The 18,230-nt window shown below is 69.7% G+C and carries 24 protein-coding genes; 2 read left to right on the top strand and 22 right to left on the bottom strand.

What is annotated here, in order from left to right:
- Positions 1-404 precede the first annotated feature (404 nt).
- Positions 405-1,742, top strand: a complete 1,338-nt coding sequence (locus ADY01_RS07100) for an IS4 family transposase (protein WP_234320117.1) — start codon at positions 405-407, stop codon at positions 1,740-1,742.
- A gap of 89 nt (positions 1,743-1,831) precedes the next feature.
- Here the strand turns inward: ADY01_RS07100 and glmM are convergent, their stop codons facing one another.
- The 4 genes from glmM to ADY01_RS07080 form a co-directional block, all read right to left on the bottom strand.
- Positions 1,832-3,190 (bottom strand): phosphoglucosamine mutase, encoded by a 1,359-nt coding sequence (gene glmM, locus ADY01_RS07095; RefSeq protein WP_049567449.1) that lies wholly within the window; start codon positions 3,188-3,190, stop codon positions 1,832-1,834.
- 121 nt (positions 3,191-3,311) lie between these two features.
- The gene (rpsI, locus tag ADY01_RS07090; RefSeq protein WP_049567446.1) at positions 3,312-3,821 is read right to left on the bottom strand and encodes a 30S ribosomal protein S9; all 510 of its coding nucleotides are present in this window, start codon (positions 3,819-3,821) and stop codon (positions 3,312-3,314) included.
- A 45-nt stretch (positions 3,822-3,866) separates the two neighbouring features.
- On the bottom strand, positions 3,867-4,310 hold the full coding sequence (gene rplM / locus ADY01_RS07085; RefSeq protein ID WP_049567443.1) for a 50S ribosomal protein L13: 444 nt from the start codon (positions 4,308-4,310) through the stop codon (positions 3,867-3,869).
- A 242-nt stretch (positions 4,311-4,552) separates the two neighbouring features.
- Positions 4,553-6,193: an ABC-F family ATP-binding cassette domain-containing protein gene (locus ADY01_RS07080; RefSeq protein ID WP_049567440.1), complete on the bottom strand. Its 1,641-nt coding sequence runs from the start codon at positions 6,191-6,193 to the stop codon at positions 4,553-4,555.
- Between the two features lie 103 nt (positions 6,194-6,296).
- Here ADY01_RS07080 and ADY01_RS07075 point away from each other — a divergent pair, with 103 nt between their 5' ends.
- Complete coding sequence (locus ADY01_RS07075; RefSeq protein ID WP_049567436.1) at positions 6,297-7,160, top strand: hypothetical protein; 864 nt, start codon at positions 6,297-6,299, stop codon at positions 7,158-7,160.
- A 36-nt stretch (positions 7,161-7,196) separates the two neighbouring features.
- Here ADY01_RS07075 and truA read toward each other — a convergent pair whose 3' ends face one another.
- From truA to ADY01_RS06985, 18 genes are all read right to left on the bottom strand, one after another.
- Positions 7,197-8,054, bottom strand: coding sequence for a tRNA pseudouridine(38-40) synthase TruA (gene truA, locus ADY01_RS07070; RefSeq protein WP_049567433.1), 858 nt, complete (start codon positions 8,052-8,054; stop codon positions 7,197-7,199).
- Between the two features lie 88 nt (positions 8,055-8,142).
- Complete coding sequence (gene rplQ / locus ADY01_RS07065; RefSeq protein WP_049567428.1) at positions 8,143-8,685, bottom strand: 50S ribosomal protein L17; 543 nt, start codon at positions 8,683-8,685, stop codon at positions 8,143-8,145.
- Between the two features lie 199 nt (positions 8,686-8,884).
- Positions 8,885-9,907 (bottom strand): DNA-directed RNA polymerase subunit alpha, encoded by a 1,023-nt coding sequence (locus ADY01_RS07060; protein WP_049567424.1) that lies wholly within the window; start codon positions 9,905-9,907, stop codon positions 8,885-8,887.
- 128 nt (positions 9,908-10,035) lie between these two features.
- Positions 10,036-10,662 (bottom strand): 30S ribosomal protein S4, encoded by a 627-nt coding sequence (gene rpsD / locus ADY01_RS07055; protein WP_049567419.1) that lies wholly within the window; start codon positions 10,660-10,662, stop codon positions 10,036-10,038.
- 27 nt (positions 10,663-10,689) lie between these two features.
- Positions 10,690-11,094, bottom strand: a complete 405-nt coding sequence (gene rpsK / locus ADY01_RS07050) for a 30S ribosomal protein S11 (RefSeq protein WP_016473404.1) — start codon at positions 11,092-11,094, stop codon at positions 10,690-10,692.
- A gap of 65 nt (positions 11,095-11,159) precedes the next feature.
- Positions 11,160-11,540: a 30S ribosomal protein S13 gene (rpsM, locus tag ADY01_RS07045; protein WP_049567415.1), complete on the bottom strand. Its 381-nt coding sequence runs from the start codon at positions 11,538-11,540 to the stop codon at positions 11,160-11,162.
- A gap of 185 nt (positions 11,541-11,725) precedes the next feature.
- Entirely contained in the window at positions 11,726-11,839 is a 114-nt protein-coding gene (rpmJ, locus tag ADY01_RS07040) for a 50S ribosomal protein L36 (protein ID WP_049567412.1), read from the bottom strand.
- Positions 11,840-11,879: 40 nt separating this feature from the next.
- Positions 11,880-12,101 carry a translation initiation factor IF-1 gene (gene infA, locus ADY01_RS07035; RefSeq protein WP_003948620.1) on the bottom strand — a complete coding sequence of 74 codons (222 nt, stop codon included), beginning with the start codon at positions 12,099-12,101 and terminating at the stop codon, positions 11,880-11,882.
- A gap of 149 nt (positions 12,102-12,250) precedes the next feature.
- Positions 12,251-13,087 carry a type I methionyl aminopeptidase gene (gene map / locus ADY01_RS07030; RefSeq protein WP_049567406.1) on the bottom strand — a complete coding sequence of 279 codons (837 nt, stop codon included), beginning with the start codon at positions 13,085-13,087 and terminating at the stop codon, positions 12,251-12,253.
- Positions 13,087-13,749 carry an adenylate kinase gene (locus ADY01_RS07025; protein WP_049567404.1) on the bottom strand — a complete coding sequence of 221 codons (663 nt, stop codon included), beginning with the start codon at positions 13,747-13,749 and terminating at the stop codon, positions 13,087-13,089. The genes map and ADY01_RS07025 overlap by 1 nt, the downstream gene beginning before the upstream one ends.
- Complete coding sequence (gene secY / locus ADY01_RS07020) at positions 13,749-15,074, bottom strand: preprotein translocase subunit SecY (RefSeq protein WP_049567401.1); 1,326 nt, start codon at positions 15,072-15,074, stop codon at positions 13,749-13,751. Before secY ends, ADY01_RS07025 begins: the two co-directional genes overlap by 1 nt.
- A 189-nt stretch (positions 15,075-15,263) precedes the next feature.
- Complete coding sequence (gene rplO / locus ADY01_RS07015) at positions 15,264-15,749, bottom strand: 50S ribosomal protein L15 (RefSeq protein ID WP_049567397.1); 486 nt, start codon at positions 15,747-15,749, stop codon at positions 15,264-15,266.
- Position 15,750: 1 nt separating this feature from the next.
- Positions 15,751-15,933 (bottom strand): 50S ribosomal protein L30, encoded by a 183-nt coding sequence (gene rpmD, locus ADY01_RS07010; RefSeq protein ID WP_049567393.1) that lies wholly within the window; start codon positions 15,931-15,933, stop codon positions 15,751-15,753.
- The gene (gene rpsE / locus ADY01_RS07005; protein WP_049567390.1) at positions 15,933-16,535 is read right to left on the bottom strand and encodes a 30S ribosomal protein S5; all 603 of its coding nucleotides are present in this window, start codon (positions 16,533-16,535) and stop codon (positions 15,933-15,935) included. The genes rpmD and rpsE overlap by 1 nt, the downstream gene beginning before the upstream one ends.
- 36 nt (positions 16,536-16,571) lie before the next feature.
- Positions 16,572-16,955 (bottom strand): 50S ribosomal protein L18, encoded by a 384-nt coding sequence (rplR, locus tag ADY01_RS07000; RefSeq protein WP_049567389.1) that lies wholly within the window; start codon positions 16,953-16,955, stop codon positions 16,572-16,574.
- A 3-nt stretch (positions 16,956-16,958) separates the two neighbouring features.
- The gene (rplF, locus tag ADY01_RS06995) at positions 16,959-17,498 is read right to left on the bottom strand and encodes a 50S ribosomal protein L6 (RefSeq protein WP_049567386.1); all 540 of its coding nucleotides are present in this window, start codon (positions 17,496-17,498) and stop codon (positions 16,959-16,961) included.
- A 22-nt stretch (positions 17,499-17,520) separates the two neighbouring features.
- The gene (gene rpsH, locus ADY01_RS06990) at positions 17,521-17,919 is read right to left on the bottom strand and encodes a 30S ribosomal protein S8 (RefSeq protein ID WP_049567385.1); all 399 of its coding nucleotides are present in this window, start codon (positions 17,917-17,919) and stop codon (positions 17,521-17,523) included.
- Positions 17,920-18,010: 91 nt separating this feature from the next.
- Positions 18,011-18,196 (bottom strand): type Z 30S ribosomal protein S14, encoded by a 186-nt coding sequence (locus tag ADY01_RS06985; protein ID WP_049567381.1) that lies wholly within the window; start codon positions 18,194-18,196, stop codon positions 18,011-18,013.
- Positions 18,197-18,230: the final 34 nt, after the last annotated feature.

Genomic DNA, 18,230 nt, shown 5'->3' with positions numbered 1-18,230 from the left:
CGCGGGACCGGTCCGCGCGCCCCACCACCACCAAGTGCGCCGAACAACCAAAAACGGGGTCCGCGGCCCCCGGCCCGCAGGGAACCGGTCCCCCACGCGGTTGGAGAGGCTTTGGGCGGGAGCTGCGTTGGGGCGAGAGATCGGGGGCCCTTACGCTGGCCGGCGGATCGGGCCCCTGGGCCCCACCGCGTTTTCCCCGATCGGGCCCCCGATCTTGGAGGCTCGCCCCAACGTGGCTGCCTAAAGCACAAGGCCGTGAAGTTAGGGGTGTGGGTGTGGGTGGGGTGTGATCTGGTGGATCGCGTGACGTGGGGAGCGGAGCCCCGGTAGAACTGGCTGGTCCGCCAAGACAAGCCGTTCACACACCGGAGGCTCCGCTGTCCGGACAGTCTGCCATCACGCGCGTGGTCAGGGTGGCCGAAGGGCTTTTCGCGCCGGGGCATGTGGGTGAGTTGACGCAGGTCGTGCCGTTCGAGCTGGTCGATGCGGTGCTTGCCGAGTGCGGTGCGACGCAGCAGCGGTTGCGGAAGCTGCCTGCGCGGGTGGTGGTCTACCTGCTGCTGGCCGCCGCTTTGTTCGAGGAGTGCGGCTATCGCGAGGTGTGGCGCAGGGTCACCGGTGGCCTGGCCGGGCTGCCGGTGGTGAAGATCAGTGCGACCGGGTTGTGGCATGCCCGGTGCCGGCTCGGGGTGCGCCCGCTGCGGGCCCTGTTCGACGTGCTGCGGGGTCCGGCCGGCGCGATCCGTACCGCCGGGGCACGCTTCAGGGGTCTGCTCGTCGTCGCGATCGACGGCACCCATCTCGATGTCGCCGACGACGAAACCGTCCGCGCCCGGCTGGGCGGGGTGTCCAACCAGTACACCGCGGCTTCCGGTTACCCGCAGGTCCTGCTGGTGGCTCTGGTCGCCTGCGGCACCCGGGCGGTCGTCGACGCCGTCTTCGGGCCCCGCAAGCCCGGCGAGGTGGTGCTGGGCCGCCGCCTGGCACGCTCCCTGCACGCGGGCATGATCGTGCTGCTGGACCGGGGGTTTTCGACCAACGACTTCCTGGCAACCGTCGCCGGCACCCGGGCGGACTTCCTCGCGCGCCTCACCGGCGCCCGCCGGCCGCCCGTCCTGCGGACGTTCCCCGACGGCTCCCACCTCTCCGTGATCGGCGGCGTCGAGGTCCGTATCGTGGCCTGCGAGATCACCATCGCCACCAGTACCGGGCAGCGCACCGGCGTCTACCGGCTGGCCACCACGCTGCTCGACCACCGTGCCCATCCGGCGTTCGAGCTGGTCAGGCTGTATCACGAGCGGTGGGAAGTGGAGTCGGCCTTCTTCGAGATCAAGAAGTCGATGCTCGGGCGCCGCGTTCTGCGCTCGCGGACCTGGCCCGGCATCGCCCAGGAGATCTACGCGCTGCTGACCGCCTACCAGGCGATCCGGATCGCCATCGCCGACGCGGCCACAACGAGCGGCACCGACCCGGACCGGTGCAGTTTCTCCACCGCTCTGCACACCGCCCGTGACCAGGTCGTCCAGGCCGCCGGAGTCATCGCAGACACCACCATCGACCTCGTCGGCGCCATCGGAAGGGCCGTACTGGAGACCCTCATGCCACCCCGCCGTCTCCGGCTCAGCCCCCGCGCCGTCAAACGCCCCCTCTCCCGATACGCCTACAAAAGCCTCAAAGTCGACCGCCGCACCTACAAAGCCACCGTCAGCATCAACCTCTTCACACCCCCACACCCCCCCTAACTTCACGGCCTTGGCCTAAAGCATCGGAAACCGCCCCAGCCACGAACGGCCACACCGCCAAGCCGGCCGCAGGCCACCCGCAGGCCACCTCAGCCCAGCGTCGACTTCACCGCGTCCGCCAGGCCGGATGCGACCGCCCTCGCCTGGGCCGGGTCGGCGGCCTCGACCATCACCCGCACCAGCGGCTCCGTCCCCGAGGGCCGCAGCAGCACGCGGCCCGTCTCCCCGAGCACCCGCTCCGCCTCGGCCACCGCCTCCGCCAGTTCCCTGCTGTCCGCCACCCGCGCCTTGTCGACGTCCCGCACGTTGATCAGCACCTGCGGCAGCCGTTCCATCACCCGCGCCAGCTCCGTCAGCGGCCGGCTCGTCGCCGCCACGCGGGCCGCCAGCAGCAGCCCCGTCAGCGTGCCGTCGCCCGTCGTCGCGTGGTCGAGGACGATGACGTGCCCCGACTGCTCGCCGCCGAGCGAGAAGCCGCCGCGTTTCATCTCCTCCAGCACATACCGGTCGCCCACCGCCGTCTGCCGCAGCCGCAGCCCCTCGCGCTCCATGGCCAGCGCGAACCCGAGGTTCGACATCACCGTGGCCACCACCGTGTCCTGCCGCAGCGTCCCCGCGTCTCGCATCGCGACGCCGAGCACCGCCAGGATCTGATCGCCGTCCACCTCGCCGCCGCCGCCGTCGGCGGCCAGGCAGCGGTCCGCGTCCCCGTCCACCGCGATGCCCAGGTCGGCCCCGTGCGCCGGGACCGCCGCCCGCAACGCGTCCAGGTGCGTCGAGCCGTAGCCGTCGTTGATGTTCAGCCCGTCCGGCTCCGCGCCGATCGTCACCACGTCCGCGCCCGCCCGCGCGAACGCCTCGGGCGCCACCCGCGAGGCCGCCCCGTGGGCCGCGTCGATGACCACCTTCAGCCCGTCGAGGCGGTTCGGCAACACGCCCACCAGGTGCGCCACATAGCGGTCGAAGCCCTCGCCGTACTCGGTGACCCGGCCGACCCCCGCGCCCACCGGGCGCTCCCACGGCGCGCCCCCCTCGTGCTCCCAGTAGGCCGCCTCGACCCGGTCCTCCAGGTCGTCGGCCAGCTTGTGACCGCCCCGCGCGAAGAACTTGATGCCGTTGTCCGGCATCGGGTTGTGCGAGGCGGACAGCATCACGCCGAAGTCCGCCCCCAGCGAACCCGTCAGGTACGCGACCGCCGGGGTCGGCAGCACGCCCACCCGCAGCACGTCCACGCCCGCGCTGGCGAGGCCCGCCACCACGGCCGCCTCCAGGAACTCCCCGGACGCCCGAGGGTCGCGCCCCACCACCGCCAGCGGCCGGTGGCCGGACACATTCCCCGTTCCGGCGAGCACACTCGCCGCGGCGACCGAGAGGCCGAGGGCCATCTCGGCCGTGAGATCCGCATTGGCGACGCCGCGCACGCCGTCCGTGCCGAAGAGTCGTCCCACTGTATTTCCTCCGAGCTTTCCCAGGTGCAGCGCGTAGAGCCAGTCGCGTTAACCCTATAAAAAGAGCGCCCCGACAGCACGGAAGTGCTGTCGGGGCGTCAGCAAAAAGATCCCGACCGGGTTAGCGCTTGCTGTACTGCGTCCCCTTGCGAGCCTTCTTCAGACCGGCCTTCTTCCGCTCCACCGCACGGGCGTCGCGGGTCAGGAAGCCGGCCTTCTTCAGCGGGGCGCGGTTGTTGTCGACGTCCGCCTCGTTGAGCGCGCGGGCCACGCCGAGGCGCAGTGCACCCGCCTGGCCCGAAATGCCGCCACCGGAGATGCGGGCGACGACGTCGTAGCGCTCGTCGAGCTCGAGCACCTTGAAGGGCTCGTTGACGGACTGCTGGTGCACCTTGTTCGGGAAGTACCCCTCCAGGGTGCGGCCGTTGATCTTCCACGTGCCGTTGCCCGGGATGATGCGCACGCGGGCGATCGCGTTCTTCCGCCGGCCGGTGCCGGCGCCCGGCTGCGGGTCGCCGAAGCGGGCCGACAGCGCCTCGCCGTCGGCGAACTCCTCGGGAGTGCTCTCGGTCGTGTACTCCTCGACCTCGGGGACCTCGGCGTCCAGCGTCTCAGGGGTGGTCTCGGCCACGATTCTCCTCAGATTCTCTTTCGTCTTAGGCGGTGGTGGCCGGGACTACTGCGCGACCTGGATGATCTCGAACGGGACGGGCCGCTGAGCGGCGTGCGGGTGCTCGGGGCCCGCGTAGACCTTCAGCTTGGAGAACATCTGCCGGCCGAGGGTGTTCTTCGGGAGCATGCCCTTGACGGCCTTCTCGACCGCCTTCTCCGGGTTGTTCTTCAGCAGGTCCTCGTACCGGACGGACCGCAGGCCGCCCGGGTAGCCGGAGTGCCGGTAGGCCAGCTTCTGTGTCGCCTTGTTGCCGGACAGGTGCACCTTGTCGGCGTTGATGATGACGACGAAGTCACCGGTGTCGACGTGGGGTGCGTAGACCGGCTTGTGCTTGCCCCGCAAAAGGGTGGCGGCCTGGGAGGCCAGGCGGCCCAGGACGACATCGGCCGCGTCGATGACGTGCCACTGACGCTGAATGTCGCCGGGCTTGGGGCTGAACGTACGCACGGGTCGTAGCCTTCGCTTCTTCAGAGATCGGGATCCTGGACAAGGCCACCCGGCGAGCATGCCGACACAGGCCGCACACCGGTGACGCAAACCGGGTGCCGGCCGCCAGCAACCATCCTGGTGGACCGGCGCAGGCCCCTCTCGTGAGATCGAGCAAGCCATACGCATTATTTTTCTATTCGACGTTGCAGAGTACTGCCCTGGCCCGCGCGGGGTCAAAACGGCCGGGCCCCCGCGGACCTCTACCGCACCGCCCGCTCCTCGTCCCACACCGGCTCCGCCGTCTCCCGCACCCTCCCCGGGCCTCCGCGCGAGCGGACGCCCGAGCCCGCGCCGAACACCAGAAAGCGGTCGAACGACCGGGCGAACCACCGGTCGTGCGTCACCGCGAGCACCGTTCCCTCGAACGCGGCGAGCCCCTCCTGCAACGCCTCGGCGCTCTCCAGGTCCAGGTTGTCGGTCGGCTCGTCCAGCAGCAGCGCCGTCGCCCCGGCCAGCTCCAGCAGCAGGATCTGGAACCGCGCCTGCTGCCCGCCCGAGAGCCGGTCGAACGGCTGGAGCGCCTGCCGGTCCATCTCGTACCGGCGCAGCGCCGAGGTCGCCCCGCCCCGGTCGAGCGCGTGCTCCTTCCACAGGATGTCGAGCAGCGTCCTGCCCGCCAGCTCCGGGTGCGCGTGCGTCTGCGCGAAGTACCCGGGAACGACGCGGGCACCCGCCCGCCAGCCGCCGGTGTGCGCGACGTCCTCGCCCGCGAGCAGCCGCAGGAAGTGCGACTTGCCCGACCCGTTGGCCCCCAGCACCGCGACCCGCTCGCCGTAGAACACCTCCAGGTCGAACGGCTCCATCAGCCCGGTCAGCTCCAGGCCCTGGCAGGTGAACGCCCGCACCCCGGTCCGCCCGCCCCGCAGCCGCATCCGGATGTCCTGCCTGCGCGGCGGCTCCTGCGGCGGCCCCGCCTCCTCGAACCTCCGCAGCCGCGTCTGCGCCGCCTTGTACCGCGAGGCCATCTCGTCGCTGCGCGCCGCGTACTGCCTCATGTCGACGACCAGCCGCTTGAGCTGGGCCCGCTTCTCGTCCCAGCGGCGCCTCAGCTCCTCGAACCGCTCGAACCGCCGCTCGCGCGCCTCGTGGTACGTCGCGAAGCTCCCGCCGTGCTGCCACACGTCCGAGCCCGCGGGCCCCGGCTCCACGCTGATGATCTTCCGCGCCGCCCGCGCCAGCAGCTCCCGGTCGTGGCTGACGAACAGCACCGTCTTCCGCGTCTCGCGCAGCCGGTCCTCAAGCCACCGCTTGCCCGGCACGTCCAGGTAGTTGTCGGGCTCGTCGAGCAGCAGCACCTCGTCGGCGCCGCGCAGCAGCGCCTCCAGCACCAGACGCTTCTGCTCCCCGCCCGACAGCGTGCGGACCTCGCGCCACTGGGCGCGTTCGTACGGCGTCTTCAGCGCGGCGGTGGTGCACATGTCCCAGACCGTCTCGGCCTCGTACCCGCGCGCCTCGGCCCAGTCGGCGAGCGCCTGCGCGTACGCGAGCTGCGCCGCCTCGTCGTCCTCCGTCATCACGGCCAGCTCCGCCGCGTCCACGGCGAGCGCCGCCTCCCGGATGCGCGGCTGCGCCACCGACACCAGCAGGTCGCGCACGGTCCGCTCGTCGCGCACGCTGCCCACGAACTGCGGCATCACGCCGAGGCCCCCGCTGACCGTGACGGTCCCCGAGCGGGGTTTGAGCTCGCCGGAGATCAGCCGCAGCAGCGTCGTCTTGCCCGCCCCGTTCGCCCCGACCAGCGCCGCCGCGTCGCCCTCGCCCACCCGGAAGGACACGTCGTCCAGCAGCACCCGCCCGTCGGGCAGGTCGTACTCCAGGTGCGCGGCCTCCACATGTCCCACCCTGGGCACCTCCCGGACCGAGTCTCGGGAGTGATTGTGCCGTGGCCGAGGCGCAATATCCCAGCCGTTTTTGGGGCCCTCCCGGACCGATAAGCTTCGCGGCATGAGTCATGGGCAGGGGGGACCAGGAAACTGGGTCCCCGGGGGATCGAACACACCGGACTGGAACGCTCTGGCCGCCGACGCCGAGCGCCGCCGCGGCCGGAAGCGGACCACGACGATCATCATCTCGGCGCTGGCCACCGTGGTGGTCGGCGCGGTCGTGGCGTTCGCCATCGTGAGCCAGAGCGGCGACGACGGCGAGCCGTCGGCCGACGGCGGCTCCTCCAGCCTGCCCGACCCGTCCGAGACCCCCGGGGGCGAGCCGTCGTTCGGCGAGACGACGCTCCCGCCGCTGCCCCAGCCCCGCGAGTTCATCTCGGACGCCGACAAGGACCTCGCGCCGTTCGAGCCGGGCGAGTTCTGGGCCGGCGACACGATGGAGATCGAGGACAGGTCCTACGCCAAGGCCGCCACCCACGCCGCCACCGACTGCGCCGAGGCCGCCAGCCCCGAGCTGGGCACCGCCCTGGCCGACCACGGCTGCGCCGGCCTGCTGCGCGCCACCTACACCGGCGGCGGGGTCGCCGTCACGGTGGGCGTGGCGCAGTTCCCCACGGAGGAGGACGCGGTGGCCGCGCGCGAGGCCGCCACGGGGAACCTGCTGGCCCTCACCGGCGGCGAGGCCCCCACGTTCTGCCAGCAGGGCGGCTGCCGCACCACGACCAACCAGGTCGGGCGCTACACCTACTTCACCATCGCGGGGAACGCCGACGGCTCCCCCGACAGCGGCGAGGGCACCCCCGCCCAGCAGGCCGCCCGCGACGGCAACGACCACGCGTTCGCCCGCATCATCCAGCGCGGCGAGGCGCAGGCGTCCGCCTCCGCCAGCGCCCTGGTCGAGGAGCGGCAGAACAGCCAGGACTGAGCCGGGGCCCGCGTCTCGGGCCCGGCCTGCTGCCCCTCAGCCCTCGACGTCGGCGAGCGTGCGGCGGCGGCGCGCCTGGACGTTGCGCGCCGCGAGCTCGGCGGCCGGCGGGTAGGCCACCTCCTCCAGCGTCAGCCCGTGCGGGCGCACCACATGCACCGCCGAGTCGCGCACCCCGGCCGCCATCACCGCCGAGGGCCACTGCGGCGGCCGGTGCCCGTCCCCCACGAACAGCAGGGCGCCCACGAGGGAACGCACCATGTTGTGGCAGAACGCGTCGGCCCGCACCGTGCCCTCGACGATGCCGTCCGGCCGCCGGTCCCACCGCAGGTCCCGCAGCGCGCGGATGGTGGTCGCGCCCTCGCGCCGCTTGCAGAACGCGGCGAAGTCGTGCTCGCCGAGCAGCCGCAGCGACGCGGCGTTCATGGCGGCGATGTCCAGCGGCCAGTTGTGCCACAGCACATGCCCGCGCAGCAACGGGTCGACGCCGCCCGGGTGGTCGCTCACGCGGTACGCGTAACGCCGCCAGACCGCGGAGAAGCGGGCGTTGAAGTACGGCGGGGCCCCCCCCCCCCGCCACACCCGCACATCGTGCGGCAGCCGCCCGGCGAGCCTGCGGACCAGCCGGTCCTCCTGCTCCGCCCACACGGCCTCCGGCAGGTCCACATGCGCGACCTGCCCCCGCGCGTGCACCCCCGCGTCCGTCCGCCCGGCCACGGTCAGCTCGGGCCGCTCGGGAAGCCGCGCGACGACCCGCAGCGCCTCCTCCAGCTCCCCCTGCACGGTGCGCCGCCCCTCCTGCCGCGCCCAGCCGGAGAACCCGCCCCCCTCGTACGACAGATCCAGCCGCACCCGGACGTGGCCGGGCGGCACCAGATCGCGTTCCTCACCCATGAGGGCCTTCCCTTCCGGCGGTGAAACGCCGCTGGGCCCGTCCCCGGCGAACGGGGGCAGGCCCAGCGGGCTACGGCACACGACGCCGTCAGGCGTCCTTCTTCTCTTCGCCCGAGGCATCCTCGGCCTTGGCCTCCTCGGCCTCGGGGGCGTCGTTGACGGCCTCCTCGGTCCCGGCCTCGGCCTGCTTCTCCAGGTCGGCCTTCTGCCCGGCCTCCTTGGCCGCGCGGCGCGTGGCGCCCTCGGCCTCGCCGACCGCCGTCTGCTGCACGGTCAGGGCCTCCACCAGCTCGATCACGGCCATGGGGGCGTTGTCCCCACGGCGCGGGCCGATCTTGGTGATGCGGGTGTAACCGCCGGGCCGGTTGGCGAACTTGGGCCCGATCTCCGTGAACAGCGTGTGGACCACGCTCTTGTCGCGGATGGTCTGCATCACCTGGCGGCGGTTGTGCAGGTCGCCCTTCTTCGCCTTGGTGATCAGGCGCTCGGCCACCGGACGCAGCCGCCGGGCCTTGGCCACGGTGGTGGTGATGCGGCCGTGCTCGAAGAGCGCGGTGGCCAGGTTCGCCACCAGCATCCGCTCGTGGGCGGGGCTGCCACCCAGCCTGCGACCCTTGGTAGGCGTCGGCATGTCCTTCTCCTTCGGTCTGCACCGGCCGTATCAGGTACCGGTGTCAGCGAAACGTCCCGAGGACACCCCTCGGAACGCGGCCCCGGCGGGGGCGGCACACGGCTTCCCCACCGGAGGCGAGCCGCACCGGCCGTATCAGGTACCGGTGGCGGCGCGAACGGTGGTGGGGCCGACCGGGGCCCGGCCCCACCGGGGTCGTTCAGTACTGCTCGGTCTCCGCGAAGCCCGTGTCGCCGTCGTCCTCCGCGCCGAACGCGTCGGCGGCGGTGGTCGGGTCGAATCCGGGCGGGCTGTCCTTCAGGGCCAGGCCCATCCCGGCCAGCTTCGCCTTGACCTCGTCGATCGACTTGGCGCCGAAGTTGCGGATGTCGAGGAGGTCCGCCTCGGAACGCGCCACGAGCTCGCCCACCGAGTGGATGCCCTCGCGCTTGAGGCAGTTGTAGGAGCGGACGGTCAGCTCCAGCTCCTCGATCGGCAGCGCCAGATCGGCGGCGAGCGCGGCGTCCGTCGGGGACGGGCCCATGTCGATGCCCTCGGCGTCGACGTTCAGCTCGCGCGCCAGGCCGAACAGCTCGACCAGGGTCTTGCCCGCGGACGCCATCGCGTCGCGCGGACGCATGGCCTCCTTGGTCTCGACGTCGACGATCAGCTTGTCGAAGTCGGTGCGCTGCTCGACACGGGTGGCCTCCACCTTGTAGGTGACCTTCAGCACGGGGCTGTAGATGGAGTCCACCGGGATGCGGCCGATCTCCTGGCCGACCTGCTTGTTCTGCACGGCGGAGACATAGCCGCGACCGCGCTCGACGGTCAGCTCCATCTCCAGCTTGCCCTTGCCGTTCAGGGCGGCGAGCACGAGGTCGGGGTTGTGCACCTCGACCCCGGCCGGCGGGGCGATGTCCGCGGCCGTCACCAGGCCAGGGCCCTGCTTCCGCAGGTACATCACGACCGGCTCGTCGTGCTCCGAGGAGACGACCAGCTGCTTGATGTTGAGGATCAGGTCGGTGACGTCCTCTTTCACGCCGGGGACCGTCGTGAACTCGTGCAGCACACCGTCGATGCGGATGCTGGTGACGGCGGCACCGGGGATGGAGGAGAGCAGCGTGCGCCGCAGGGAGTTCCCGAGGGTGTAGCCGAAGCCCGGCTCCAGCGGCTCGATCACGAACCGGGAGCGGAACTCGTCGACGACCTCTTCGGTCAGGGACGGGCGCTGAGCGATCAGCATGAAGGTGACTCCAGTCTTCGGCACCCGCTATTTGATGCCGAGCCAGACAACGTGTTCAGAATGTACACACATAAGGGTACAGCGGAGCCGCGGGAATCCCGCGGCTCCGCCCCACCCACGAGCCCTGCCTACTTGGAGTAGAGCTCGACGATCAGCTGCTCCTGCACCTGGGTGTCGATCACCTGGCGCTCGGGCAGCGAGTGGACGAGGATCCGCAGCCGCGCCGGGATGGCCTCGAGCCACGCCGGAACGGTCTTGTCCCCGGCCTCCGCCACCGCCACCGCGAAGGGGGTGAGGTTGCGGGAGGACTCACGGACCTCGACGATGTCGTTCGGCGACACCCGCGCGGAGGGGATGTCGTTCTTCCGGCCGTTGATCAGGATGTGGCCGTGCCGGACGAGCTGACGGGCGTGGTCGCGGGACTTGGCGAAGCCGGCCCGGTAGACCACGTTGTCGAGGCGGGACTCGAGGATACGGAGCAGGTTCTCGCCGGTCTTGCCCTGCTGCCGGTTGGCCTCGTTGTAGTACCCCCGGAACTGCTTCTCCAGGATGCCGTAGATGCGCGCGCACTTCTGCTTCTCGCGCTTCTGCTGCAGGTACTCGCTGTCCTTCGTGCGCCCGCGTCCGTGCTCACCCGGGGGGTAAGGACGGATCTCGATCGGGCACTTAGCGCTTTCGCACTTGGCTCCCTTGAGGAAGAGCTTCTGCTTCTCCCGACGGCATCGCTTGCAGTCGGCCCCGGTATAACGCGCCATGATTTTTTCGTCTCCTACTTCACCTGGTCAGACACGGCGGCGCTTGGGCGGGCGGCAGCCGTTGTGCGGGGTCGGGGTGACGTCCTGGATCGAACCGACCTCAAGGCCCGTGGCCTGGAGGGAGCGGATCGCGGTCTCACGACCGGAGCCGGGGCCCTTGACGAAGACGTCGACCTTGCGCATGCCGTGCTCCTGCGCACGGCGCGCGGCGTTCTCCGCGGCCATCTGGGCGGCGAACGGCGTGGACTTGCGCGACCCCTTGAAGCCGACGTGGCCGGCCGAGGCCCAGGAGATCACGTTGCCGGTCGGGTCGGTGATCGAGACGATGGTGTTGTTGAACGTGCTCTTGATGTGGGCGTGCCCATGAGCGACGTTCTTCTTCTCCTTGCGGCGCACCTTCTTGGCGCCGGCCGTACGGCCCTTTGGAGGCATCTGGTGTTAACTCCCCTGGAGGTGGTCGGTCCTTGTGCACGGACCGCTGTCAGCGTCCGTGCGGACTACTTCTTGCCCGGCTTCTTCTTGCCGGCGATCGCGCGACGCGGGCCCTTGCGGGTGCGGGCGTTGGTCTTGGTGCGCTGGCCGTGAACGGGCAGACCGCGGCGGTGACGCAGCCCCTCGTAGCACTGGATCTCGACCTTGCGACGGATGTCGGCCTGGATCTCCCGGCGGAGGTCGCCCTCGGTCCTGAAGTTGTTGTCCACGTACTCGCGGAGCTTGACGAGGTCTTCCTCGGCAAGGTCCCGCACGCGGGTGTCCGGGTCGACCCCGGTGGAGGCGAGGGTCTCCTTGGCAAGGGTGCGTCCGATGCCGAAGACGTAGGTGAGGGCCACCTCGACGCGCTTTTCGCGCGGGAGGTCGACGCCTGCGAGGCGTGCCATTTCTGCGTGGCTCCTGTGGTGTTCTCAGCGGAGGTCTTCCGCAGCACCGTTCCCGGCCGCTCAGCCGGGCCGGGTCCCCGGCCTCCGACCGGGGGTGTCGTCCCCGCGCCGAGCGAGGGGTCGGGTGACTGCGTATCTGCTGTTGTCGCGTACGTCGCGGGAAGTGCTGCGAAAGTGCGGTGCGGTCAGCCCTGGCGCTGCTTGTGGCGCAGGTTCTCGCAGATGACCATGACGCGCCCGTGGCGGCGGATCACCTTGCACTTGTCGCAGATCTTCTTGACGCTCGGCCTGACCTTCATGGGTGTGAGGTTCTCCGGTCGTGATCTGCTCGTTTTCGTTCTACTTGTAGCGGTAGACGATCCGCCCGCGCGTCAGGTCGTAGGGCGAGAGCTCGACCACGACCCGGTCGTCGGGAAGGATACGGATGTAGTGCATCCGCATCTTGCCGCTGATGTGCGCGAGGACCTGGTGTCCGTTCTGAAGCTCCACCTTGAACATCGCGTTCGGTAGAGACTCGACGACCGTGCCCTCGATCTCGATGGCCCCTTGTTTTTTGGCCATGCTTGAGCGCTTCACCTTCCGGGATCGGCTACCTGGATGATCCCGGGCAGACGGGTGCACCGGGACCGACTAGCCAGTCTACGGCACCCCACTCAAAAAGACGAATCCATGATCTTTTCCCCGTTGGGGAGATCATTAACCGCCGATCGTCAACTCAACGGGTCGGGCGCGGCCGTGACGCCGAGCTCCGCGAGCTTGGCCCGGCCACCGTCCACGGCCGTCAGCACGAGGGGACCCTCCTCCGTCAGCGCCACGGAGTGCTCCCAGTGCGCCGCCCAGGTCCCGTCGTTGGTCTTCACGGTCCACTCGTCGGGGAGCACGTGCGTCTTCGCCGTGCCCAGCGCGATCATCGGCTCGATCGCCAGGCAGAACCCGGGCACCAGGCGCGGCCCGCGGCCACGCCGCCGGTCCACGTAGTTCAGCAGGTGCGGGTCCATGTGCATCTCGCTGCCGATGCCGTGGCCGCCGTAGCTCTCCACGATCCCGTACTTCCCGGAGGACGGCAGGGGCTGGCGGCGGATGTAGGTCTCGATGGCCCGGGAGACGTCGACGAGGCGACCGCCCTTGCGGACGGCCGCGATGCCGGCCCACAGGGACTCCTCGGTCACCCGGCTGAGCTCGGTCAGCTCCGGAGCGTGACCGTCGCCCACGAACACGGTCAGCGCCGCGTCCGCGTGCCAGCCGTCCACGATCGCGCCGGCGTCGATCGACAGGAGGTCGCCCGAGGCGAGGACCGTGTCCCGGCCCGGGATGCCATGCACCACCACGTCGTTCACCGAGGTGCAGATGGTCGCGGGGAAGCCGCCGTAGCCCAGGAAGTTCGGCTTGGCGTTCCGCTCGGCCAGCACCGCGGCGGCGACGTCGTCCAGGTCCTTCGTGGTGGCCCCCGGCACGGCCGCCGCCGCACACCTGCGGTGTATCTCGGCGACGACCAGGCCGGCCTCGCGCATCTTCGCGATCTGCCCGGGAGTCTTGATCTCCACCATCAGCGCTCCCGGCTGCGCTGCGGCAGCGCCTCGATCGCCCGCCTGGTGACCTCTTCCACCGACGCGACCGCGGAGATCGTGGAGACCAGGCCCTGCTCCTGGTAGTAGCCGATGATCGGCTCCGTCTCCTCGTGGTAGATCGAGAGCCGCTTGCGAACGGTCTCCTCCCGATCGTCGTCCCGCTGGTACAGCTCCCCGCCGCAGACGTCGCACACGCCGGGGCGGAGCGGGGGCCTGCTCTGCACGTGGAAGGTGTGGCTGCTGTCCTTGCGGCACGTCCGCCGCCCGGCGATGCGCCGCACCACCTCCTCCTCGGGGATCTCCAGGTCGAGCACCGCGTCCAGCGTGTGCCCGCTCTCGGCCAGCAGCCCGTCGAGGGCCTTGGCCTGCGAGATGTTCCTGGGGAACCCGTCGAGCAGGAACCCGCCCTGGGCGTCGGGCCGCGCCATCCGGTCCGCCGCCATCGCCACCGTTACCTCGTCGGGTACGAGCCCGCCCTCGCTCAGGATCGACTTGACCTGTTTCCCCAGCTCCGTGCCTTGGGCGATGTTGGCCCGGAAGAGGTCACCGGTGGAGATGTGGGGAATGGCAAGGCGCTCGGCGAGCACCGCGGCCTGCGTGCCCTTGCCCGCGCCCGGCGGTCCGACGAGGACGATTCGCATCAGCGGAGGAACCCTTCGTAATTACGCTGGTGAAGCTGGCTCTCGATCTGCCTCACCGTTTCGAGACCGACACCCACGATGATCAGGATGGATGTGCCACCGAAGGGGAAGTCCTGCTGCGCGTTGAACAACACCAGCGCCACGGTGGGCACCAGGGCGATCAGACCCAGGTAGAGCGACCCGGGCCAGGTAATGCGGTTCAGCACATAGCTCAGGTACTCGACGGTTGGCCTACCCGCCCGGATACCCGGGATGAAACCACCATACTTCTTCATGTTCTCCGCAACGTCTTCAGGGTTGAACGTGATCGCGACGTAGAAGAAGGCGAAGAAGACGATGAGCAGGAAGTACGTGATGATGTAGTACGGGTGGTCGCCACCGGTGAAGTACCGCTGGACCCAGTCCGTCCAACCCCCCGAGTCCGTGCCCGCGAACTGCACGAGCAACTGCGGGATGTAGAGCAGCGACGAGGCGAAGATGACGGGGATCACACCCGCCTGGTTCACCTTGAGCGGGATGTAGGTGGACGTGCCGCCGTACGAACGGCGGCCGATCATGCGCTTGGCGTACTGGACGGGAATGCGGCGCTGGGCCAGCTCGACGAAGACCACGAGACCGACCATGGCGAGGCCACAGGCCACGACCACGCCGAACTCGATCCAGCCGTTGGCCAGGCTGCCCTGCTGCTTGATCTGCCAGAGCGCGGCCGGGAAGCCGGCGGCGATCGAGACGAACATCAGCATCGACATGCCGTTGCCGATGCCGCGGTCGGTGATCAGCTCACCCATCCACATGATCAGCGCGGTGGCCGAGGTCAGGGCGATGACCATCACCAGCGTGGTGAAGATCGAGTCGTCCGGGATGATGTCGTTGCGCACCGTGCACTGGGGGAAGAGGGTGCCGCTGCGGGCGGTGGCCACCAGGCCGGTGGCCTGGAGCACGGCCAGCGCCATGGTCAGATAGCGTGTGTACTGCGTGATCTTCGCCTGACCGGCCTGGCCTTCCTTCTTGAGTGCCTCCAGTCGCGGGATCACCACGACGAGCAGCTGGAGAATGATGCTGGCGGTGATGTAGGGCATGATGCCCAGGGCGAAGACGGTCAGTTGCAGCAGCGCCCCGCCGCTGAACATGTTGACAAGACCGAACAGGCCGGAGCCGGCCCCGGCGGCGTCCGCCTCCTCAACACACTGATCGACGTTCTGGAAGCTGACTCCCGGAACCGGCACATGCTGGCCGAACCGGAACACCACGACAATGCCGAGGGTGAAGAGCAGCTTCTTACGCAGGTCGGGCGTCTGGAACGCCCTGGCGAACGCGGTGAGCACGGCTCCTCCTGCGCCCCCCGCGGTGAGCGCGAGAGGTGACGGTCTTGAAGTCCAACGGACATGACAGATCTGGTGACGACAACGGACGCCACCTTACCGGCGTATGTGCCAGGCCGGAACGACTGACCGGGGACGCCTATCACTCAGGCACCCCCGGTCACTCACATATCCGGCCAACCGCGCGCCGGGTCAGGAACGCTCGGTGATCGTGCCACCGGCCGCGGTGATCTTCTCCTTGGCGGAGGCGGAGACGGCGTCGACCGTCACCGTCAGCGCCACCGAGATCTCACCGCTGCCGAGGACCTTCACCAGTTCGTTCTTGCGGACGGCGCCCTTGGCGACCAGGTCGTCCACGGTCACCTCGCCACCCTCCGGGTAGAGGACGGCGAGACGCTCCAGGTTGACGACCTGGAAGTTCTTGTGCGCCGGGTTCCGGAAGCCCTTGAGCTTGGGCAGCCGCTGGATCAGCGGCAGCTGCCCGCCCTCGAAGCCGACCCGGACCTGGTACCTGGCCTTGGTGCCCTTGGTGCCGCGGCCCGCGGTCTTGCCCTTGGACGCCTCACCACGACCCACACGGATCTTGGCCTTCTTGGCGCCGGGCGCCGGCCTGAGGTCGTGGAGCCTGAGCGGCGAGCCGCCACTCTCCGTGCTGTCGTTCTTGGCGAGTTCGGCCATCTCAGTCCACCTCCTCGACCGTCACCAGATGCCGCACGGTGTTGGCCATGCCGCGGATCTCCGGCCGGTCATCCTTCACCACCACGTCGTTGATCTTCCGCAGCCCGAGTGAGCGCAGCGTCTCGCGGTGGTTCTGCTTGCTCCCGATACGGGACTTGACCTGGGTGATCTTCAGCTGTGCCATCACGCACCCACCCCGGCGCGCGCCCGCAGCAGAGCGGCGGGGGCGACGTCCTCGAGCGGCAGGCCACGACGGGCGGCGATCTCCTCGGGACGCTGAAGCCCCTTCAGAGCGGCCACCGTCGCGTGCACGATGTTGATCGGGTTGGACGAGCCGAGCGACTTGCTGAGCACGTCGTGAATGCCCGCGCACTCCAGCACGGCGCGCACCGGGCCACCGGCGATCACACCGGTACCGGGCGAGGCCGGCTTCAGCAGCACGACGCCCGCGGCCTCCTCACCCTGGAACGGGTGCGGGATGGTGCCCTGGATCCGGGGGACCTTGAAGAAGTGCTTCTTGGCCTCCTCCACACCCTTGGCGATGGCGGCCGGCACCTCCTTGGCCTTGCCGTATCCGACACCGACGGTGCCGTCGCCGTCGCCCACCACGACCAGCGCGGTGAAGCTGAAGCGGCGACCGCCCTTCACAACCTTGGCGACGCGGTTGATCGCGACGACGCGTTCGACGTACGCGGTTTTCTCGGCGGCGGCGCCGCCATCTCGGCCCTTACGGTCCCGCCGCTCGCCGCCACCGGCGCCGCCACCGCGGCGCTGGGGTCCAGCCATGGGAATTACCTCTCTCGATTCAGTGACGGGACCGGCTCAGAACTTGAGCCCCGCCTCGCGGGCGGCGTCGGCCAGTGCGGCGACCCGTCCGGCGTACCTGCTGCCGCCGCGGTCGAACACAACGGCCTCGACGCCTGCGGCCTTGGCCCGCTCGGCGACCAGCGCACCGACCTGCTTGGCCTTGTTGCTCTTGTCGCCGTCGACGCCTCGGATGGACACGTCAAGCGAGGACGCCGACGCGACCGTGTGCCCGATGGTGTCGTCCACGACCTGCGCCACCATGTGGCGGTTGGAACGCGTCACGACCAGGCGCGGGCGGTCGGACGTACCCGAGATCTTCTTGCGGATGCGCACGTGGCGGCGCTTGGCCGCCGCGCGCTTCCTGGCGTCGCCCTTGGCGATCTTGACACCGTATGCCATGGCCTACTTACCAGCCTTTCCGACCTTGCGGCGGATGACTTCGCCCTCGTACTTGACGCCCTTGGCCTTGTACGGGTCCGGCTTGCGCAGCTTGCGGATGTTCGCCGCGACCTCGCCGACCTTCTGCTTGTCGATGCCCTCGACGCTGAAGCGCGTGGCGTTCTCGACCTTGAAGGCGATGCCCTCCGGGGGCTCGATCAGGATCGGGTGGCTGTAGCCCAGCGAGAACTCCAGGTTGGAGCCCTTGGCCTGGACACGGTAGCCGACGCCGCTGATCTCCAGCTTCTTCACGTAGCCCTGGGTCACACCGGTGATCATGTTGTTCACCAGGGTGCGGGACAGTCCGTGCAGAGCGCGGTTCTTGTTCTCGTCGTTGGGCCTGGTCACCAGGATGGTGCCGTCCTCGGCACGGGCGACCTCGATGGGCGCCGCGACGGTGTGCGACAGGGCTCCCTTGGGGCCCTTCACCGCGACCGTGCGTCCCTCGATGGTGACGTCCACACCGGCGGGAATCTGGATCGGCTGCTTGCCAATGCGTGACATGCTCTTCCTCCGTTCCCTTCCGTCACCAGACGTAGGCGAGGACTTCCCCACCCACGCCTTTCTTCTGCGCCTGCTTGTCGGTCAGCAGGCCGTTCGAGGTGGAGATGATCGCCACCCCGAGGCCGCCGAGCACCTTCGGCAGGCTCGTGGACTTCGCGTAGACCCGCAGGCCCGGCTTGGAGATCCGCTTGATGCCGGCGATCGAACGCTCGCGGTTGGGGCCGTACTTCAGCTCCAGCACGAGGTGCTTGCCCACCTGGGCGTCCTCGGTCTTCCACCCGGTGATGTAACCCTCCTGCTGGAGGATCTCCGCGATGTGCGACTTGATCTTGCTGTGCGGCATCGCGACGTTGTCGTGATACGCCGAGTTCGCGTTCCGCAGACGGGTCAGCATGTCCGCGATCGGATCGGTCATGGTCATATAACGACCTTGGGCCTCTCTCGCCGGGGTTTCCTCGCCTGCGCGGTCCTCTCGGACACGCACACGCACGGGACCTACGGCGTAGCAGTGTTTACCAGGAGCTCTTGGTGACGCCCGGCAGCTCGCCGCGGTGCGCCATTTCACGCAGGCACACGCGGCACAGGCCGAACTTGCGGTACACGGAGTGGGGCCGACCGCACCGCTGGCAGCGCGTGTAGCCACGCACGGCGAACTTGGGCTTGCGGGCGGCCTTGGCGATCAGAGCCTTCTTCGCCATAGCTGCTCAGGCCTCCTTGTTCAGATCCACAGCA

The organism is Streptomyces sp. SBT349, from assembly GCF_001083795.1.
Classification (GTDB): domain Bacteria; phylum Actinomycetota; class Actinomycetes; order Streptomycetales; family Streptomycetaceae; genus Streptomyces.
The sequence above is the reverse complement of the archived record's forward strand: the minus strand, read 5'-3'. Positions and strand labels throughout refer to the sequence as shown.

Coding starts and splice junctions, on each gene's coding strand:
- ADY01_RS07075 (WP_049567436.1), top strand. CDS start 6,297: ATGAGTCATGGGCAGGGGGGACCAGGAAACTGGGTCCCCGGGGGATCG.
- truA (WP_049567433.1), bottom strand. CDS start 8,054: ATGGGTGAGGAACGCGATCTGGTGCCGCCCGGCCACGTCCGGGTGCGG.
- rplQ (WP_049567428.1), bottom strand. CDS start 8,685: ATGCCGACGCCTACCAAGGGTCGCAGGCTGGGTGGCAGCCCCGCCCAC.
- ADY01_RS07060 (WP_049567424.1), bottom strand. CDS start 9,907: ATGCTGATCGCTCAGCGCCCGTCCCTGACCGAAGAGGTCGTCGACGAG.
- rpsD (WP_049567419.1), bottom strand. CDS start 10,662: ATGGCGCGTTATACCGGGGCCGACTGCAAGCGATGCCGTCGGGAGAAG.
- rpsK (WP_016473404.1), bottom strand. CDS start 11,094: ATGCCTCCAAAGGGCCGTACGGCCGGCGCCAAGAAGGTGCGCCGCAAG.
- rpsM (WP_049567415.1), bottom strand. CDS start 11,540: ATGGCACGCCTCGCAGGCGTCGACCTCCCGCGCGAAAAGCGCGTCGAG.
- rpmJ (WP_049567412.1), bottom strand. CDS start 11,839: ATGAAGGTCAGGCCGAGCGTCAAGAAGATCTGCGACAAGTGCAAGGTG.
- infA (WP_003948620.1), bottom strand. CDS start 12,101: ATGGCCAAAAAACAAGGGGCCATCGAGATCGAGGGCACGGTCGTCGAG.
- map (WP_049567406.1), bottom strand. CDS start 13,087: ATGGTGGAGATCAAGACTCCCGGGCAGATCGCGAAGATGCGCGAGGCC.
- ADY01_RS07025 (WP_049567404.1), bottom strand. CDS start 13,749: ATGCGAATCGTCCTCGTCGGACCGCCGGGCGCGGGCAAGGGCACGCAG.
- rplO (WP_049567397.1), bottom strand. CDS start 15,749: ATGGCCGAACTCGCCAAGAACGACAGCACGGAGAGTGGCGGCTCGCCG.
- rpmD (WP_049567393.1), bottom strand. CDS start 15,933: ATGGCACAGCTGAAGATCACCCAGGTCAAGTCCCGTATCGGGAGCAAG.
- rpsE (WP_049567390.1), bottom strand. CDS start 16,535: ATGGCTGGACCCCAGCGCCGCGGTGGCGGCGCCGGTGGCGGCGAGCGG.
- rplR (WP_049567389.1), bottom strand. CDS start 16,955: ATGGCATACGGTGTCAAGATCGCCAAGGGCGACGCCAGGAAGCGCGCG.
- rplF (WP_049567386.1), bottom strand. CDS start 17,498: ATGTCACGCATTGGCAAGCAGCCGATCCAGATTCCCGCCGGTGTGGAC.
- rpsH (WP_049567385.1), bottom strand. CDS start 17,919: ATGACCATGACCGATCCGATCGCGGACATGCTGACCCGTCTGCGGAAC.
- ADY01_RS06985 (WP_049567381.1), bottom strand. CDS start 18,196: ATGGCGAAGAAGGCTCTGATCGCCAAGGCCGCCCGCAAGCCCAAGTTC.